The 17,538-nt window shown below is 72.2% G+C and carries 13 protein-coding genes and 2 pseudogenes; 12 read left to right on the top strand and 3 right to left on the bottom strand.

Translation table 11 applies throughout. From position 1 onward, the window contains the following. Nucleotides 1-21: 21 nt before the first annotated feature. Complete coding sequence (locus OIU81_RS15950; protein ID WP_329148369.1) at nt 22-1,356, top strand: hypothetical protein; 1,335 nt, start codon at nt 22-24, stop codon at nt 1,354-1,356. On the opposite strand, the gene OIU81_RS15945 is transcribed toward OIU81_RS15950, so the two are convergent. Beyond that, nucleotides 1,337-2,323, bottom strand: coding sequence for an ATP-binding protein (locus tag OIU81_RS15945; RefSeq protein WP_329148367.1), 987 nt, complete (start codon nt 2,321-2,323; stop codon nt 1,337-1,339). The two genes, OIU81_RS15950 and OIU81_RS15945, sit on opposite strands and share 20 nt — an antisense overlap. Nucleotides 2,324-2,424: 101 nt before the next feature. Here OIU81_RS15945 and OIU81_RS15940 point away from each other — a divergent pair, with 101 nt between their 5' ends. Beyond that, the gene (locus OIU81_RS15940) at nt 2,425-3,282 is read left to right on the top strand and encodes an oxidoreductase (protein ID WP_329148365.1); all 858 of its coding nucleotides are present in this window, start codon (nt 2,425-2,427) and stop codon (nt 3,280-3,282) included. Nucleotides 3,283-3,648: 366 nt separating this feature from the next. Here OIU81_RS15940 and OIU81_RS15935 read toward each other — a convergent pair whose 3' ends face one another. Beyond that, entirely contained in the window at nt 3,649-4,554 is a 906-nt protein-coding gene (locus tag OIU81_RS15935) for an HAD family hydrolase (protein WP_329148364.1), read from the bottom strand. Between the two features lie 468 nt (nt 4,555-5,022). Here OIU81_RS15935 and ssd point away from each other — a divergent pair, with 468 nt between their 5' ends. The 7 genes and pseudogenes from ssd to OIU81_RS15900 all read left to right on the top strand — a co-directional run. Next, nucleotides 5,023-6,186, top strand: a complete 1,164-nt coding sequence (gene ssd, locus OIU81_RS15930) for a septum site-determining protein Ssd (RefSeq protein WP_329148362.1) — start codon at nt 5,023-5,025, stop codon at nt 6,184-6,186. Beyond that, nucleotides 6,183-7,342: pseudogene (locus OIU81_RS15925) on the top strand (TadA family conjugal transfer-associated ATPase). The gene ssd and the pseudogene OIU81_RS15925 overlap by 4 nt, the downstream one beginning before the upstream one ends. Nucleotides 7,343-7,365: 23 nt before the next feature. Beyond that, a complete protein-coding gene (locus tag OIU81_RS15920) occupies nt 7,366-8,262 on the top strand; it encodes a type II secretion system F family protein (RefSeq protein WP_329155180.1) in 897 nt (298 codons plus the stop codon). Between the two features lie 13 nt (nt 8,263-8,275). Next, entirely contained in the window at nt 8,276-9,115 is an 840-nt protein-coding gene (locus OIU81_RS15915; protein WP_329148360.1) for a type II secretion system F family protein, read from the top strand. A 292-nt stretch (nt 9,116-9,407) separates the two neighbouring features. Next, nucleotides 9,408-9,614: a DUF4244 domain-containing protein gene (locus OIU81_RS15910; RefSeq protein WP_443074144.1), complete on the top strand. Its 207-nt coding sequence runs from the start codon at nt 9,408-9,410 to the stop codon at nt 9,612-9,614. Further along, the gene (locus OIU81_RS15905) at nt 9,601-9,996 is read left to right on the top strand and encodes a TadE family type IV pilus minor pilin (protein WP_329148356.1); all 396 of its coding nucleotides are present in this window, start codon (nt 9,601-9,603) and stop codon (nt 9,994-9,996) included. Before OIU81_RS15910 ends, OIU81_RS15905 begins: the two co-directional genes overlap by 14 nt. After that, a pseudogene (locus OIU81_RS15900) lies at nt 9,974-10,294 on the top strand (Rv3654c family TadE-like protein); the annotation flags it as partial. The gene OIU81_RS15905 and the pseudogene OIU81_RS15900, both read left to right, overlap by 23 nt. 240 nt (nt 10,295-10,534) lie before the next feature. Here the strand turns inward: OIU81_RS15900 and OIU81_RS15895 are convergent. After that, nucleotides 10,535-12,898, bottom strand: a complete 2,364-nt coding sequence (locus tag OIU81_RS15895; protein ID WP_329148354.1) for a DEAD/DEAH box helicase — start codon at nt 12,896-12,898, stop codon at nt 10,535-10,537. 162 nt (nt 12,899-13,060) lie between these two features. Between OIU81_RS15895 and bldG the strand changes: the two genes are divergently transcribed. The 3 genes from bldG to OIU81_RS15880 all read left to right on the top strand — a co-directional run bounded on the left by bldG (nt 13,061) and on the right by OIU81_RS15880 (nt 17,366). Continuing rightward, nucleotides 13,061-13,402, top strand: coding sequence for an anti-sigma factor antagonist BldG (gene bldG, locus OIU81_RS15890; protein WP_018089983.1), 342 nt, complete (start codon nt 13,061-13,063; stop codon nt 13,400-13,402). A gap of 111 nt (nt 13,403-13,513) precedes the next feature. Further along, entirely contained in the window at nt 13,514-13,954 is a 441-nt protein-coding gene (locus tag OIU81_RS15885; RefSeq protein WP_329148352.1) for an ATP-binding protein, read from the top strand. Nucleotides 13,955-14,960: 1,006 nt separating this feature from the next. Then, nucleotides 14,961-17,366: a sodium-translocating pyrophosphatase gene (locus OIU81_RS15880; RefSeq protein WP_329148351.1), complete on the top strand. Its 2,406-nt coding sequence runs from the start codon at nt 14,961-14,963 to the stop codon at nt 17,364-17,366. Nucleotides 17,367-17,538: the final 172 nt, after the last annotated feature.

The following is a 17,538-nucleotide window of genomic DNA, read 5'->3' as shown; positions in this document are numbered from 1 at the left end:
GCACCGGGAATGGGGTGGCCGATGACGGCCGCAGCAAGGGTGACGGCGTCAAAAGTCACGGCATCCATAGCGACGCTGGTCGCGCTGGCGGCGATGGCCGGCTGCTCCGTGGCGATACAGAACGGGCCGCCCCAGGGGACCAGGAAGGGGCGGGCGGTGCCCAAGGCGCCCACCCGGACGCTCCGGCTGATCGGCGACGGCTCCACGGCGTACACCGGCGCACAGCCCCACCAGCCCAGGCCGCGCCGGCTCCCCCCGGGGAAGCGCCCCCCGCAGTTCGTGGTGTTCTCCTGGGACGGTGCCGGCGAGGACGGCCAGAAGCTGTTCTCGCACTTCCGGGCGGTCGGCAAGAAGTACGGCGCGGCCATGACCTACTTCCTCAGCGGCGTCTACATGCTCCCCGCCGACCGCAGGGAGCTGTACGAGCCGCCCCGGCACAAGGCCGGCACCTCGGACATCGGCTTCAACGACATCCAGGGCGTCAGGAACACCGTGTCCCAGATGCGCGCCGCCTGGCTGGAGGGCAATGAGATCGGCACCCACTTCAACGGCCACTTCTGCGGCCCGCACGGCGGTGTCGGCACCTGGTCGCCGGACGAGTGGATCAGCGAGATCGAGCAGGCCGAGGCGTTCGTGCAGCACTGGAAGACCAACGCGGGCCTGGCCGCCGAACCGCCGCTGCCGTTCGACTACTCCCGGGAGCTGGTCGGCGGCCGCGCTCCCTGCCTGGAGGGGCAGCGCAACCTGATCCCCGCGGCCAAGGAGATGGGTTTTCGCTACGACGCCAGCTCGGTGGGCGGCCGGCAGACCTGGCCACGGCGGATCGACGGTATCTGGGACTTCCCGCTCCAGGAGATCCCGTTCCCTGGGCGGGGCCTCGAGACGCTCTCGATGGACTACAACTTCCTCGCCAATCAGTCCGGCACCACGGAGGGCAACCCGCAGAGGCACGCCGCATGGGGCCGGCAGATGCGTGACGGCCTCCTTGCGGCTTTCGACCGCGCCTACCGCGGCAACCGCGCCCCGCTGTTCGTCGGCAACCACTTCGAGTCCTGGAACGGCGGCACGTACATGAAGGCCGTGGAGCAGGCCATCAAGGAGATCTGCCCCCGTCAGGGAGTCCGGTGCGTCAGCTTCAAGCAGCTCACCGACTGGCTGGACGTCCAGGATCCGGAGGTGCTGGCGAAGCTGCGGGCGCTGCCGGTGGGCCGGGCGCCGGGCGGAGGGTGGGCGGCGTACCTCTCCAGTGGTTCCCCGGGGCCGTCCGCACCGGCTCCGTCCGTACCGACCAGCAAACCGGCCGAGCCGCCCGCGCCCGCCCACGCCGCCTGGCAGGTCAGGCGGGCTGTGGGGTAGCCGCCCCCTCGAAGAGCACGAAGGAGGGGTCGACCTGGGCCGCCAGATCGACCCCGGTCTTCGCATTGCCCCAGCTCTCCGCGTTCTTCAGGTGGAAGTGCACCATCTGGCGCGTATAGCGCTCCCAGTCCCGGTCCCCGTAGGCGGCGTCGGCCGTGTCGTGCAGCGTCCGCAGGGCGGCGCGGTTGGCCTCTTCCAGGCGGGCGAAGCGGGCCGGGCGGCCCTTCTCCATGGCGCGTACCCAGTCGGAGTGGCCGACGGTCACCAGCAGGTCGTCGCCCACCTCGTCGCGCAGGAACGCCAGATCCTCGGGGCCCTGCACCTTGTTTCCCACGACCTTCAGGGGGACGCCGAAGTCCCGGGCGTACTCGCTGTACTGGCGGTAGACGGCGACGCCCTTCCGGGTCGGCTCGGCGACCAGGAAGGTCATGTCGAAGCGGGTGAACATCCCGGAGGCGAAGGAGTCGGAGCCGGCCGTCATGTCGACGACGACGTACTCCTCGCGCCCGTCCACCAGGTGGTTCAGGCACAGCTCCACCGCGCCGACCTTGGAGTGGTAGCAGGCCACGCCCAGATCGGACTCGGTGAACGGGCCCGTCGCCATCAGCCGGACGGCGCTGTCGTCGAGCTCCACCGGCCTGGCGCACGCGTCGTAGACGGGGTTGGACCCACCCACCCGCAGCAGCCGCGAGCCCTCACCGGGCGGGGTGGTCTTGATCATGGATTCGGAGGACGGGATCCGGGGGTTGCTGCCGCGCAAGTAGTCCTTGATCAGTGGGAGATGGGCGCCCATCGCGGGCAGCGCGGCGGCCTCCGTCTCGTCGAGTCCGAGGGCGGCGCCCAGATGCTGGTTGATGTCGGCGTCCACCGCGATCACGGGGACCCGGGCGGCGGCGAGATGCCGGATGAACAGGGAGGACAGCGTGGTCTTGCCACTGCCGCCCTTGCCTACGAAAGCGATCTTCATGTTCACCAAGGGTAATCTTGGCATGGCCCTGAGTGAGAGCGCCGCGTGAGGAAGACCACTCCTTCGAGGGGTATGGCCAGGTGGTGCGTAGGGTCGTGGTCATGGCTGGAATCTCCCGGGGGACCTCCCCCGCACCTCCCCGAGCGAGCGATGATCCGCTCGTGACCCTGGCCTCGCTCCCGGGAGTCGCCGACTCCGTGGAATCGGTGCGCAAGGGCGTGGACCGCGTCTACGGGCACCGGGTCATGCGACGCCGCAGCAACGAGGTCGCCTCCGAGGCGGCGCTGCGCGGAGCGCGCGGTTCCGCGGCTCTTTCGGGGGCCGACTGGGCGCTCGAAGAGGTCCGGCGCCGCACCGACTTCGGCGTCGAGGGCGAGCCGCGGACGGTCGGCGCGGCCCTGCGGCTGACGGCCGAGTCCGGCCAGCTGCTCAGCGTGTGGCGGCAGTCCCCCCTGCGGGTGCTGGCGCGGCTCCATCTGGTGGCGGCCGGCGGCGAGTCGGCGGACGAGACGGTGGGACGGCCCCGGCTGGCCGGCGAACCGGTCGACGAGCCGCTCGTCGAGCTGGCGCTGCCGGACGCCGACGAGGTCGCCGGGCGGCTCGACGGGCTGGCGCGGATGCTGCTCGCGGGCACCCGGGCGCCTGCCCTGGTGACCGCGGCGGTCGTGCACGGCGAGCTGCTCGCGCTGCGGCCGTTCGTCTCCTGCAACGGGCTGGTCGCGCGGGCCGCCGAGCGGATCGTGCTGGTCGGGAGCGGGCTGGACCCGAAGTCGATCTGTCCCGCCGAGGTCGGGCACGCCGAACTGGGCCGCGCGGCGTATGTCGCCGCCCTGGAGGGCTACGTCTCGGGCACCCCGGAGGGCGTCGCGGCGTGGATCGCGCACTGCGGACGTGCGGTGGAACTCGGCGTCCGGGAGAGCACCGCGGTCTGTGAGGCGCTGCAGCGCGGCGCGGCATAACGCCAGCGGGCGGAAAGCCCGGCGCGGTACCCGGGAATTCCGGAAGTATTGCTTCATTCGCCCCTGAACAGGGTTGCGGCGGTACCAATGGGTGGTACCGCCGCTGGCATGTCCGCCGGGTTACCAGTGCGTGCTCGAAAATGTGCCCATCAGGTCGGAATCTTTGTCCGGTTACCTGGTGCGGCTGGCCCGTAATCGACGGGTCGGCGTCGCGTGGGTGCCTGGCTTTCATGCATCGGTCCGTGGGCCACTTCCTGCGTTAAAGGTGTTCCTCTCGGATGTCCTTGGTCTCGCGGGCCGTTAAGTCCTTTGTACTCCTCGGGTGAGTCAAGCGGAACCCTGCTTCGCAGATCTTTACGTTTGACGTCAAACGCGGTCGGCGCCGGCCAGCGGACCACGGGCAATAGAGCTGAGGCGGGGCTTTGTGGTTTTCCGGCGGCTCGTGTACCAGACAAGCGTCGCGGTGGCGACGGCCGCGCCCGCCGCGGCCATGACGGCGAGCGCCGGCCGGGAGGGCATCGACAGCGTGGGCAGTCGCTGCTTGAGCGGGACCGGGCGGTTGAAGGAGAGAACCGGCCAACCGCGCGCGGCCGCCTCGCGGCGCAGCGCCCGGTCCGGATTGACCGCACACGGGTGACCCACCGCCGAGAGCATCGGGACATCGGTTGCCGAATCGCTGTACGCATAACAGCGCGCGAGGTCGTAGCCCTCGGATTCGGCGAGTTCCCGGACGGCCTCCGCCTTGGTCGGGCCATAGGCGTAGTACTCCACCTCGCCGGTGAAGCGGCCGTCCTCGCCGACGACCATGCGGGTGGCCACCACCCGGTCCGCGCCCAGGAGTTCACCGATCGGTTCGACGACCTCGGCGCCCGAGGTGGACACGATCACGACATCCCGGCCCGCGGCGTGATGCTCCTCGATGAGCGAGGCCGCCTCGTCGTAAATGATGGGGTCGATCAGATCGTGCAGCGTCTCGGCGACGATCTCCCGCACCTGTGCCACGTCCCAGCCGCGGCACAGTGAGGAGAGATACTCCCGCATTCGCTCCATCTGATCGTGGTCGGCGCCGCCCGCCAGGAACACGAACTGGGCGTACGCGGTGCGTAGTACGGCCCGCCGATTGATCAGGCCGCCTTGGTAGAACGACTTGCTGAAGGTCAGCGTGCTCGACTTTGCAATGACGGTCTTGTCCAGGTCGAAGAACGCGGCAGTACGGGGACTCGAGTGAGGCACGGAGTGGTTTTCCACGGGGCGAGCATAGGCGCCCACCATTCGGCGTAAGGTGTGGCGCGTGGGTTTGCCTGAGAAGGCTCTCGGGTACACCATGGAAGTCACGGATCGTTCGCGACCGTGCTAACCCGGTCCGGCTCCTCCCCCCCGAGTCGGCCGTGGGGACGACCCCCGCTCTCCCCCCCGGCGGGGGTCGTCGCATGTCCGGACGCATTTCCCGTCATCGGACGCAGATCCGCTTCTCTCCCTGCTCATGCGGCGACCGGGGTCACGACGCTCACGATCCATTACTCACCGTAGTTGCCGGGATGCTCTGCGGAACGCCCTCTTGACCCCCGGAAGCAGCCGTTCCTCGCCGGAATAGGTGACAGGGATATACACAGCCGTGGCGTTGTCCACAGATTTTCTTCAAGATCCACAAGATTTTCCCGATCGCTGCACCGTGAAAGTCCGCGAGTTCGCGGATGTGCGAGCTGCGTAGCGATAGGGGGACGGAACGTGGCCGGATTCATGTCATCGGAACGGCTGGCGGGAAGCGGTGGGGAGCACAGCGGGCCGCTGATCGTCACCGAGGACGAAAAACTCCTCGACGATCTTGTGCGGCTGTGTGCGGCGGCCGGCGCACTGCCCGAGGTGGCGCACGGGCTGCCGGCCCGCAGAGGGGAGTGGGAGGCACCGCCCCTGGTGATCGTCGGCGCGGACTGCGCCCGCCGGTTACGCGGCGCCGGACGCCGGGCGGGCGTCCTGCTGGCGGGCCGCGACGCGGACGATCCGGACCTGTGGCGCCAAGCCGTCGCTCTCGGGGCGGAGCGCGTACTCGCACTGCCCGACGGCGAGCGCTGGCTGGTGGACCGGATCGCCGACGCCGTCGAGGGCGTCGGGCCGCCCGCTCTGACCGTCGGCGTCATCGGCGGCCGCGGTGGCGCCGGAGCGAGCACCCTGGCCGGTGCGTTGGCACTCACCGCGGCCCGGACGGGCCGGCGCACCCTGCTCGTCGACGGCGATCCACTGGGCGGCGGGCTGGACGTCCTGCTGGGCGGAGAGAAGGAAAAGGGCCTGCGCTGGCCCGCCTTCGCCGAATCGCGCGGGCGGGTGGCCTGCGGCGCCCTGGCCGAGTCGCTGCCGCGGCTGCACTCGCTGCGGGTCCTCAGCTGGGACCGGGACTCCGATGTCGTCATCCCGCCGCCGGCCATGCGCGCGGTCATGGCGGCGGCGCGGCGGCGCGGCGGGGTCGTGGTGGTGGACCTGCCGCGCAGGGTCGACGAGGCGGCGGCAGAGGCCCTGTCCCAGGTGGACCTGGGACTGCTGCTCGTCCCTACGGAGCTGCGCGCGGTCGCGGCCGCCCAGCGGGTGGCCCTCGGTGTGCAGCAGGTGCTCGGCGATCTGCGGGTGGTGGCTTGTGAAACCCCCGGACGCCATGGGCACGCCCTGCCGCCGGACGAGATCGCCGGCCTGATGGGGCTTCCGCTGGCCGGTGAAGTGCCGTGGGAGGCGGGGCTGTCGGCGGAGCTCGCCCGCGGGGTGCCGCCGGGGGCGCAGCCGCGCGGTCCGCTGGCGCGGTTCTGTGCGGGGTTCTGGGAGCGGGTGGCGGAGAGCGGGGACGGCGGTGGGCCGGGCGCCGGTGCGGGGCCGGAGCGGGAGCAGGCGCCCTGCCGGGGCGGAGGCCGGACATGAGCCGGGACCTGCTGGAGGCGGTGCGCCGACGGCTCGCCGAGGACGGGGCGGATCCGACGCCGGCGCGGGTGGCGTTGGCGCTGCGCGAGCAGGGGCGGCTCCTGGGGGACGCCGAGGTGCTGGGCGTGGTGGCCGTGCTGCGCTCGGAGATGGTGGGCAGCGGCCCGCTGGAGCCGCTTCTGGCCGCGCCCGATGTCACGGACGTCCTGGTCACGGCGCCGGACGAGGTGTGGGTCGACCGCGGCGGCGGACTGGAGCGCACGGACGTCCGCTTCCGGGACGCAGCGCAGGTGCGCAGACTCGCCCAGCGGCTGGCGGCGGTGGCGGGCCGGCGGCTGGACGATGCCCGGCCATGGGTGGATGCCCGGCTGCCGGACGGCACCCGGCTGCACGCCGTGCTGCCCCCGGTGGCGGTCGCCGGGACCTGTCTGTCGCTGCGGGTACTGCGACCACGGGCCTTCGGCCTCGCGGAGCTGGTGGCGGCCGGCACGGTCCCGCCGGGCGGCGACCGGCTGCTCCGCGCGCTCCTGGCGGCCCGGCTGTCCTTTCTGATCAGCGGCGGTACGGGCGCGGGCAAGACCACCTTGCTCAGCACCCTCCTCGGCCTGGTCGGCCCGGACGAACGGATCGTCCTGGCCGAGGACTCGGCGGAGCTGCGTCCGGACCACCCCCATGTGGTGCGGCTGGAGACCCGGCCCGCCAATCAGGAGGGCGTCGGCCGCGTGACGCTGCGGGACCTCGTACGGCAGGCGCTGCGGATGCGCCCGGACCGGCTGGTGGTCGGCGAGGTACGCGGCCCCGAGGTCACGGACTGCTGGCGGCCCTCAACACGGGGCACGAGGGAGGCTGCGGCACGGTCCATGCCAACGCCGCATCCGACGTCCCGGCGCGTCTGGAGGCCCTCGGCTCGACCGCGGGTCTGGACCGCGCCGCGCTGCACAGCCAGCTGGCGGCCGCGGTCTCCGTCGTCCTGCATCTCGTACGCGACCGGAACGGCCGGCGCCGGATCGCCGAAATCCATGTCCTGGAGCGGGACCGCGACGGCTTCGTGGTGACCGTACCGGCCGCCGTCCGGAGCCCCGCCGGCTTCCAGGAGGCGGCCGGCTGGGGGCGGTTGACGTGGTTGTGCGAGCGGGGCGGGGGCGGGCTCCGGTGAGCGCGGCCGGCGGGGCGGCGCTGATGGCCGCGGCGCTCTGCGCGGGAGCCGCGGGCCGGCTGGCACGGGGCCGGCCGGACGACGTACGACGGCGGGCCCGGGCGCTGTTCGGGTCCCCTGGAGAGAGGGATGCGGCAGTGGGGTGGCGGGCCCGGCTGCGGGGCCAGGGGGTGCGGACGTGGTGCGAACAGCGGGTGGTCGAGGGTGATGCGGGGCGGCGATGGCGTTTGGGGCCCCTGGGGGACGTCGGGCGGGAGCTGTGGTGTCTGCCGGCCGGGCTGGTGCTGGGGGTGCTGGGCGGGTCCGTGCTTCCGCCGGTGGCTTCCGTGGCGGCGGCGTTCCTCGTCCGGCGGTGGCTGGTCGCCCGCGGAGCGGTGCGGGCGCGCGACCGGCGGGCTGCCGCGGTGATCACGCTGTGCACGGCGGTGGCGGGGGAGTTGCGGGCCGGGCGGCAGCCCGCCCAGGCCCTGCTCGCCGCGGGCGCGCCGGGGCTGGGAGCGGCGGGCTCGGGGGTGACCGCGGCAGCGCGGTACGGCGGGGATGTCCCCCAGGCGTTGCGTGCGGCGGGGCGACTGCCGGGGGCCGAGGGGCTGATCGGCATGGCCGCGTGCTGGCAGGTGGCGGTGGAGGGCGGCGCGGGACTGGCCTGCGGGCTGGAGCGGATCGCGTCCGGTCTCCGTGCCCAGCGCGAGCAACGCGACGAACTGCGGGCCCAGTTGGCGGGCCCCCGGGCCACCGCGCTGATGCTCGCCCTGCTGCCCGGCGGCGGGCTCCTGATGGGCAGCGCACTCGGCGCCGACCCGCTGAGGGTGCTGCTGCACACCCCTGCCGGGTGGGGCTGTCTGGTGATCGGCGGCCTCCTGGAATGGGGCGGAGTGGTCTGGACGGCCCGGATCGTCGCGGCCGCGGAAGGTACTTGAGGAGGGGGAGGAGATGAGCGCAGAAGTTGTCCACAGGCTGGGGATGACGGTTGCGGCAGTGACGGCGATGCTCTGCGCCGCGGCACTGCTGCGGGAGACACGCCGTGGGCGGGCCGTGAGGCGACGGGTCTCGGCGGTCTGGGCGGTCACCCGTCCCGACCGATACGGGGCGGACGGACCCCGGCCCGGTGCGCCGACCCGTCCCCCGTGGCGCAGCCGGGCCGCGACGGTGAAGGGCGCGGCCCACGGCCGGCTGAGCGAGTGGGCCGGACCTGCGGGAGCGGCCGTCCTGATGTTCATCCTCGTCGGTGGCGCGAGCGGAGTCCTGGCAGGGCTCGCCGTGGGCTGGGGAGCGCACCGCGCGCTGACCCGCCAACGAGGTGCGGAGTCGGCGCGGTTGGCAGCAGCGGAGGTGCGGGCGGCACTGGCGCCGGCCGGCGATCTGCTGGCGGCCTGCCTCGCGGCGGGAGCCGGGCCGCGGGAATCGGCCGAGGCGGTGGGCCGGTCGCTCGACGGGCCGGTGGCGGAGCGGCTGCGGCAGGTGGCGGCGGAACTGCGCCTGGGCGGTGAACCGGCGGCCGTATGGCCGCGGCTGGCCGAACTCCCCGGTGCGGAAGGGCTGGCGCGCTCTATGGAGCGGGCCGGGATATCCGGGGTGCCGGCCGTCGAGTCGGCCTCCCGGACCGCCGCCGAACTCCGTGCGGAACAGGCCCGGTCGGCCCTCGCCCGGGCCCGGCGGGCCGGGGTGCTGGTCACCGTGCCGCTGTCGGCGTGCTTCCTGCCGGCGTTCCTGGTGCTCGGAGTGACGCCGGTACTGATCGGGCTGGCGAGTGGGCTGCTGGGGCGTAACTGAGCGGACGGTGTGGCGAGTGCGAAGGAGGACGTGACCGGGCCGGGCCGGGTCCGGCGACGAGCGCGGATGCGGCCGCAGCAGGAGGCGCCGTTCCACTGGCTGGGCCGCAGGCGAACGCCTCCTCAACAGGTCAACAGGTCAACAGCTCATCGGCAGGCGACAGGCCATCAGCAGGCGACAACGGCTCAGCAGAAGACATTCATCAGCAGACGACGTCCCAAGGGGGATGGACATGGTGCGCAGTGGAGTGGTCCGGAGCGGAATGGCCGGGTGTGGAGTGGCCCGGAGCGGAGTGGTCGGGAGCGGAGTGGTCCGACGGTGGTGGGCGCGGTTGCGCACGATCGGGGCCGATGACCGGGGGATGACCACGGCCGAGTACGCCGTGGGGACGCTCGCGGCGTGTGCCCTGGCGGCGGTGCTCTACAAGGTCGTGACGAGTGGACCGGTGCAGGCGCTGCTGCGGTCGGTGATCGAGCGGGCGATCAATGTCCAGTTCTGAGGGCAGCGCCCCGCGCCCCCGGGCTCGGGGCGCCCCGCCGAGGACCCGCGACGCCGGATTCGTGACGGCGGAGACCGCGGTGGTCCTCCCCGTGCTGGTCGCCGTGGTGGCGGCGCTGATCTGGGGACTGATGGCGGCCTGCGCCCGAATCGAGTGCGTGGACGCGGCACGGGCCGGGGCCCGCGCCGCGGCGCGATCGGAACCACCGTCGGCGGTGATCTCGGCGGCGCGGGGCGCGGCCCCTCGGGGCGCGCGCGTGGTGCTGGCGGGGGAGGGCGATCTGGTGCGCGTACGGGTCGAGGCCCAGCTGCCCGGTGTGGCGCGGCTGACGGTGCGGGTCCGAGGGGAGGCGGTGGCTCTTGCGGAGGAAACGGTGCGGTGACGAGGGCTCGGCGACGGTCTGGACGGTTGTCGCGGCGGCGGCGCTGTGTGCGGTCTTCGTCGCCCTGATGGGAGTGGGCCAGGCCGTCGCGGCGCGACACCGGGCAGGCGGCGCCGCGGACCTGGCGGCGCTGGCCGCAGCGGATCGGGCCCTGCAGGGACCGGCTGTTGCCTGCGCGGCGGCGCGCCGGGTCGCGGCGGCGCAGCACGCCCTCCTGGTGCGCTGCGCGGTGGACGGCCAGATCGCCGATGTCTCAGCCGAGGCGGGCAGTCCCCCGCTCACCTCCCGGGTACGTGCCCGGGCCGGCCCGGCGGGGCAACCGCCCGCGGGGCGGGCCGGGGGAGGGCATCCCGCGGGTCCGGATGCCGCGGCCGGTGTCCCCACGGCGCTCGCGGGCCGCCCACAGCCTGCTGCGGGCCGCCCACAGCGCGCCGCACGACACCCTCAACGCCGCCTACGACCCCCGCTGGGTCTCCCGCGACCCCTGCCAGCCCTCCTGCACCCCCTGCAACGCCCGCCGCGCTTCCTGCGGCACCCCCTACGCCCCCTTCGGCGCCCCGCGCAGCAGTTCGCCCAGCAGCCGAACGGCTCCCCGTTTGTGGAGCGGGTCATTGCCGTTGCCGCACTTGGGGGACTGGATGCAGGAAGGGCAGCCGGCCTCGCATTCGCAGGCGGCGATGGCGTCACGGGTAGCGGTGAGCCAGTCGGCGGCTGTGTGGAAGGCGCGCTCGGCGAATCCGGCGCCGCCCGGGTGGCCGTCGTAGACGAAGACGGTCGGCAGCAGGGTGTCCGGGTGCAGCGGCACGGAGACACCGCCGATGTCCCAGCGGTCGCACGTGGCGAAGAGCGGCAGCATGCCGATGGAGGCGTGTTCCGCGGCGTGCAGGGCGCCGCCCAGCTGCTCGGGATTGACGCGGGCGGCGTCGAGCTGGTCCTCGGTGACCGTCCACCACACCGCACGGGTGCGCAGCGTACGGGGCGGCAGATCGAGCTTGGTCTCGCCCAGCACCTCGCCGGTGATCAGTTTCCGGCGCAGAAAGGAGACGACCTGATTGGTGACCTCGACGGAGCCGAAGCACAGCCGGGCATCGCCCCAGGGAATCTCGGTGTCGGTCTCCAGGACGGAGATGGCGGTGGTGTCGCGGGCGGTCGTGGAATAGGGCGGGTTGGCCTCCTCGACGAGCGCCACATCGTCGTCCAGGTCGAGCTGTTGGACGACATAGCTGCGCCCCTGGTGGAGGTGGACCGCGCCGTCGTGGACGGTGGTGTGCGCGGCGGCGGCATCCACGGTGCCCAGCAGCCGCCCGGTGCCGGCCTCCACGACCTGCACCGGCGAGCCGCCCTGACCGCGGATGTCGGCGAGGTCGGCGGCCCGCTCGCGGCGCGTCCAGTGCCAGGCCCGGGCGCGCCGGCGCAGCAGACCCGCGGCCTCCAGTTGGGGCATCAGCCCGGCGGCCGCGGTGCCGAAGAGAGCGAAGTCGCCTTCGGTGAGCGGGATTTCGGAGGCGGCTGCGCACAGGTGCGGGGCGAGCACGTACGGGTTGTCGGGATCGAGGACGGTGCTCTCCACGGGCTGGTCGAAGAGCGCCTCGGGATGGTGGACCAGGTAGGTGTCCAGCGGGTCGTCGCGGGCCACGAGCACGGCGAGCGCGCCCTGTCCGGAGCGGCCCGCCCGCCCGGCCTGCTGCCACAGCGAGGCCCGGGTCCCCGGGTAGCCGGCGATGACCACGGCGTCCAGTCCGGAGACGTCCACGCCCAGTTCGAGCGCGGTGGTGGCGGCCAGTCCGAGCAGATCGCCGTTGTGCAGCGCGCGTTCCAGGGCGCGGCGCTCCTCGGGCAGGTAGCCGCCCCGGTACGCGGCGACCCGTCCGGGCAGCGAACGGTCCACCTCCGCGAGCCGCTCCTGCGCGATCAGGGCGATCAGCTCGGCGCCGCGCCGGGAGCGGACGAACGCGACGGTACGCACGCCCTGGACGGCGAGATCGGTGAGCAGGTCCGCGGTCTCGGCGGTGGCGGTGCGGCGGACCGGGGCGCCCTGCTCGCCGTGCAGTTCGGTCAGCGGCGGCTCCCACAACGCGAAGACCAACTCGCCGCGCGGCGAGGTGTCCTGCGTGATTTCCACCACGGGCAGACCGGTGAGCCGGGTCGCGGCCGGCCCGGGCTCGGCGGCGGTCGCGGAGGCCAGCAGGAACACCGGATCGGAGCCGTAGCGGGCGCAGAGCCGGCGCAGCCGGCGGACGATCTGTGCGACATGCGAGCCGAAGACGCCGCGGTAGCTGTGGCATTCGTCGATGACGACATAGCGCAGCGCGCGCAGGAAGGAGGACCAGCGCGGGTGCGACGGCAGGATGCCGCTGTGCAGCATGTCGGGGTTGGTCAGCACGTAGTTGGCGTACTGGCGGACCCATTCGCGCTCCTCGACGGGGGTGTCACCGTCGTAGACCGCGGGCCGGACGGCCGTGCCCAGCGGGGTGGCCAGATCGCGTACGGCGCGCCGCTGATCAGCCGCCAGCGCCTTCGTGGGGGCCAGATACAGAGCCGTGGCCCCCCTCCCGTTCGGGGCCTCCGAACCGTCCAGGAGCGTGGAGAGGACCGGCGCGAGATACGCCAGCGACTTCCCCGACGCGGTCCCGGTGGCGACGACGACCGACTCGCCGCGCACCGCGTGTTCGGATGTCCGTGCCTGGTGGGCCCAGGGACGATCGATTCCGGCCGAGCGGATGGCGTCGATCACTTCCGGCCGGATCTGTTCGGGCCAGTCGGCATGGCTGCCGATGCGCGGGGGCAAGTGCTCCGTATGAGTGATGCGCGCAGCGCGGGTCGCGCCCCGGGCGAGACGTTCGAGAATCATGCCTGGGGAAGGGCGCGCGCCCGCATCCGGCGGGAGTGGATTGGAGGCCATCGGCACCGAGTGTGTCACCGGAGTGACGGACAATGCTCAAAGGGCGTCGTGCACGCCTGCCGGTAAGTGATTGAATGCCATCGCGGCTGCCAGATCCGCCCCTACCGTCGGTGGGGAGGCCCCAGGGGGGCGACCGCTCGATAGCAAGGTGCTGGAGGATCCGTGGACCTGTCCCTGTCGACCCGGACCGTTGGCGACCGTACGGTCGTCGAGGTCGGTGGCGAGATTGATGTATACACCGCGCCCAAGCTGCGTGAGCAGCTGGTCGAGCTTGTGAACGACGGAAGCTACCACCTCGTGGTGGACATGGAACGTGTCGACTTCCTGGACTCCACTGGGCTCGGCGTGCTGGTCGGCGGACTCAAGCGGGTGCGTGCCCATGAGGGCTCGCTGCGCCTGGTCTGCAACCAGGAGCGCATTCTCAAGATCTTCCGTATCACCGGTCTGACCAAGGTGTTCCCGATTCACACCTCGGTCGAGGAAGCCGTCTCCGCTACCGACTGACGGTTTCACCGGACCCCCGCGCCCTCAGGCGCGGGGGGAGGAAGCAGTGGGGGGTACCGGACGTCGTGTCCGGCCCCCTGCGTCGCACGCCCGCATAACGAGGGGGATGGCATGGCCACCGTCGAACTTCGATTCAGCGCCCTTCCCGAGCATGTCCGCACCGCGCGTCTGGTCGCGGCTGCCGTGGCACGGCGCGCCGGGGTGGACGAGGCCGTGCTGGACGAGGTGCGGCTCGCCGTCGGCGAGGCGTGCAGCCGCGCCGTGGGGCTGCACGAGAGCCACGACATCAACTCGCCGGTGCGGGTCCTGCTGATCGAGGACGAGAAGAAGTTCTCGATCGAGGTGGGCGACGGAGTGAACGGCGACTCCGGCGCGCACGAAACCGGTGGGGCTCAGGGTGCCGCGGAGAGCGACGCCGAGGGCGAGGACGAGATGGGCCTCGCGGTCATCAGCGGGCTGGTCGACGACGTCGAGGTCACCGCCGGCAAGGAAGGCGGAATGATCCGCATGACCTGGCCCACGACGACAGCGGTCCTGCCGCAGGGCGGCTAGCACCGCCGTGGCGGACCCGCACCGGCCCGCAGCGCCGGAGTCGCCTGGAGCGCTGCGGACGGCCTTCAGAGCCGTCCGGCGGGCCGCCTTCTTCCCGAGCCCGCGAGCGCGCAGCAGAGGCCGTCACGGCTGCCACCCACTTCTGCGCCCCGGGCCGGGCTGACTGATCGTGCCCGTGCCCGTGCCCGTGCCCGTACTCCGCACGCCGCGGCCCAAGTGCCTCGTCAGGTGCCTCCTGCCGTCCCACGAGCGGGCCCCCGCGCACCACGGGCGACTGGCCCCGTCCCGACCGCGGTACGAGCCCCCATGCAGCCCCGACACGCTCTGAGCCCCGGCCCCGGCCCCGGCCCTCGCCCCTTGCCGCGGCCCAGGTTCTCTCCCCGGCCACAGGGCCCGGCCGTCGCCCTGCGGGCCGCACGCCCCGCCGTCATGAGCCCGCTCACCCTCCCGAGGGCAGCCCGCGGTCATGAGCCCACCACCCTCCTGGGCCCACCACCCTCCTGGGCCCACCACCCTCCTGGGCCCACCACCCTCATGAGCCCACCACCCTCCTGGGCCCGCCCCCTCGCCAGGCGTCACGCCGTCCTCATGCGATGCGATCCGGACTTGATCTGATGTTCCTTCACCGGCTGCCGGGAGGCGGTGGGCGCGTGGGTGGGCCACCCGTTCAGCCGTAGACGGGCGGATCAATTCTCTCCGGTGTCACGCCGGCCTCCCTCGGCCCGGGTTCCCGGGCGGCATCCTTGAGCAGCGGCGATCAGTACACAGGGCATGAATGATCAGTACGACAGAGAGATCATCGGGCGGCGGTCAGTGAATTCACCGCATTCCTTCGTCCGGGCGAATTCTGAGCGGCGTCGACCTTTTGATCTTCGCCGCTACCGGCGAATTCCCTTTGACGCGCACTGTTTTGATCAACCGTGGCTCCCTACAATCCGTCCACATCTTGCTCAGGACGCCTGAGCGTGCTTCCGCGCGCCCATGTGCCAAACGTCAAGGAGGACGAATGGCGGGGCCTTACACCCCTCAGTTGCTTGACACCCCCACTTTTCTGGCCGGGCCGTCTCTTACGACGGGCAACCGCGGCATCGTGCTGGCGATCGCCGTGGTCGCCCTGGCGGCACTGGCTGTCGCGGCGGTACTGGTCCGCCAAGTGCTCGCGGCCGGTGAGGGAACCGACAGTATGAAGAAGATCGCGGCGGCCGTGCAGGAAGGCGCAAATGCCTACCTGGCGCGCCAGTTGCGGACCCTCGGCGTATTCGCCGTCGTGGTGTTCTTCCTGCTCATGCTGCTTCCCGCGGACAATTGGACGCAGCGCGCCGGACGCAGCGCCTTCTTCTTGATCGGCGCCGGATTCTCGGCGGCCACCGGCTATATCGGCATGTGGCTCGCGGTGCGCAGCAATGTGCGCGTGGCCGCGGCCGCCCGGGAAGCCACTCCGGGTGAGGGGGACAACGGGAAAAAGGATCTTACGGCCGTCTCCCACAAGGCGATGAAGATCGCATTCCGTACCGGTGGCGTCGTCGGCATGTTCACCGTGGGGCTGGGCCTGCTCGGCGCGTCGTGCGTGGTGCTCGTCTACGCGGTCGACGCGCCCAAGGTGCTGGAGGGCTTCGGTCTCGGCGCCGCGCTGATCGCGATGTTCATGAGGGTCGGCGGCGGCATCTTCACCAAGGCCGCGGACGTCGGCGCGGACCTCGTCGGCAAGGTCGAGCAGGGCATCCCCGAGGACGACCCACGCAACGCCGCGACCATCGCGGACAACGTGGGCGACAACGTCGGTGACTGCGCCGGTATGGCCGCCGACCTCTTCGAGTCGTACGCGGTGACCCTCGTCGCCGCCCTCATCCTGGGCATGGCCGCCTTCGGTGACGCCGGGCTCGCCTTCCCGCTGCTGGTCCCGGCGATCGGCGTGCTCACCGCGATGGTCGGCATCTTCGTCGTCGCGCCGCGGCGCCGCGACCGCAGCGGCATGACGGCGATCAACCGCGGGTTCTTCGTCTCCGCGGGCATCTCGCTGGTCCTGGTGGCCGTCGCGGTGTTCACCTACCTGCCGTCCAGTTACGCGGACCTGACCGGTGTCACCGACACCGACATCCTGAGCCGGACCGGCGACCCGCGGATGCTCGCGCTGGTGGCCGTCGCCATCGGCATCGTGCTGGCCGCGCTGATCCAGCAGCTGACCGGCTACTTCACCGAGACCAGCCGGCGTCCCGTGCGGGACATCGGGAAGACCTCGCTGACCGGCCCGGCCACGGTCGTGCTCTCCGGCATCTCGCTCGGCCTGGAGTCGGCCGTCTACTCGGCGGTGCTGATCGGACTGGCCGTCTACGGGGCCTACCTGCTGGGCGGGGCCTCCATCATGCTGGCGCTGTTCGCGGTGGCGCTGGCCGGCACCGGCCTGCTGACCACCGTCGGCGTGATCGTGGCGATGGACACCTTCGGCCCGGTCTCCGACAACGCCCAGGGCATCGCGGAGATGTCCGGGGACGTCACCGGTGACGGCGCGCAGGTCCTGACCGACCTGGACGCGGTCGGCAACACCACCAAGGCCATCACCAAGGGCATCGCGATCGCGACGGCCGTACTGGCCGCGGCCGCGCTCTTCGGCTCCTACCGGGACGCGATCGCCACCGCCGTCCACGAGGTCGGCACCGCCGCCACCGGCATGGGCCTGAGCCTGGACATCTCGCAGCCCAACAACCTGGTCGGGCTGATCCTCGGCGCCTCGGTCGTCTTCCTGTTCTCGGGGCTGGCGATCAACGCGGTGTCGCGGTCGGCGGGAGCGGTCGTCTACGAGGTGCGCCGGCAGTTCCGCGAGCACCCCGGGATCATGGACTACACCGAGACGCCCGAGTACGGACGGGTCGTCGACATTTGCACCAAGGACGCGTTGCGTGAGCTCGCCACTCCCGGGCTGCTGGCGGTGCTCACCCCCATCGCGGTCGGTTTCGCGCTCGGTGTCGGCGCGCTCGGCTCGTTCCTGGCCGGTGCGATCGGCACCGGCACGCTGATGGCGGTCTTCCTCGCCAACTCCGGTGGTGCGTGGGACAACGCCAAGAAGCTCGTCGAGGACGGCCACCACGGCGGCAAGGGCAGTGAGGCGCACGCCGCGACGGTCATCGGGGACACCGTGGGTGACCCGTTCAAGGACACCGCGGGCCCGGCGATCAACCCGCTGCTGAAGGTCATGAACCTGGTGGCGCTGCTGATCGCGCCGGCTGTGGTGAAGTTCTCCTACGGGCAGGACAAGAGCGACGGCGTGCGGCTCGTGGTCGCGCTGCTGGCGATCGCCGTCATCATCGGCGCGGTCTACGTCTCCAAGCGGCGCGGAATCGCCGTGGGTGACGAAGGCAACTCCGAAGACCCGGAAGGCATCGCCAAATCGGCCAAGACGGTGGTGGCTTCCTAGCCGGAAAGGACCACCGGAAGGGCGCGCGGACCGCTCAACTGGGCGGGTGGACGGCGTTTTTTACCGACGCCGGCCACCCGCCTTCCGTGTGCCCGGGTGGCCCTGCGGCGCTTGGTGCAAATGGCTGCAATGAGGACGGGCCGCGATGGCCGACCCGATGCCCAGGCCCTTT

This window comes from Streptomyces sp. NBC_01454, from assembly GCF_036227565.1.
GTDB lineage: Bacteria > Actinomycetota > Actinomycetes > Streptomycetales > Streptomycetaceae > Streptomyces.
The sequence above is the reverse complement of the archived record's forward strand: the minus strand, read 5'-3'. Positions and strand labels throughout refer to the sequence as shown.

Excerpts from the sequence above, each read along its gene's own strand:
- OIU81_RS15885 (WP_329148352.1), top strand. The coding sequence starts at position 13,514 with ATGGCCACCGTCGAACTTCGATTCAGCGCCCTTCCCGAGCATGTCCGC.
- OIU81_RS15895 (WP_329148354.1), bottom strand. The coding sequence starts at position 12,898 with ATGGCCTCCAATCCACTCCCGCCGGATGCGGGCGCGCGCCCTTCCCCA.
- OIU81_RS15915 (WP_329148360.1), top strand. The coding sequence starts at position 8,276 with ATGAGCGCAGAAGTTGTCCACAGGCTGGGGATGACGGTTGCGGCAGTG.
- OIU81_RS15905 (WP_329148356.1), top strand. The coding sequence starts at position 9,601 with ATGTCCAGTTCTGAGGGCAGCGCCCCGCGCCCCCGGGCTCGGGGCGCC.
- ssd (WP_329148362.1), top strand. The coding sequence starts at position 5,023 with ATGTCATCGGAACGGCTGGCGGGAAGCGGTGGGGAGCACAGCGGGCCG.
- OIU81_RS15945 (WP_329148367.1), bottom strand. The coding sequence starts at position 2,323 with ATGAAGATCGCTTTCGTAGGCAAGGGCGGCAGTGGCAAGACCACGCTG.
- OIU81_RS15950 (WP_329148369.1), top strand. The coding sequence starts at position 22 with ATGACGGCCGCAGCAAGGGTGACGGCGTCAAAAGTCACGGCATCCATA.
- OIU81_RS15880 (WP_329148351.1), top strand. The coding sequence starts at position 14,961 with ATGGCGGGGCCTTACACCCCTCAGTTGCTTGACACCCCCACTTTTCTG.
- OIU81_RS15920 (WP_329155180.1), top strand. The coding sequence starts at position 7,366 with ATGGCCGCGGCGCTCTGCGCGGGAGCCGCGGGCCGGCTGGCACGGGGC.
- OIU81_RS15935 (WP_329148364.1), bottom strand. The coding sequence starts at position 4,554 with ATGGTGGGCGCCTATGCTCGCCCCGTGGAAAACCACTCCGTGCCTCAC.
- OIU81_RS15940 (WP_329148365.1), top strand. The coding sequence starts at position 2,425 with ATGGCTGGAATCTCCCGGGGGACCTCCCCCGCACCTCCCCGAGCGAGC.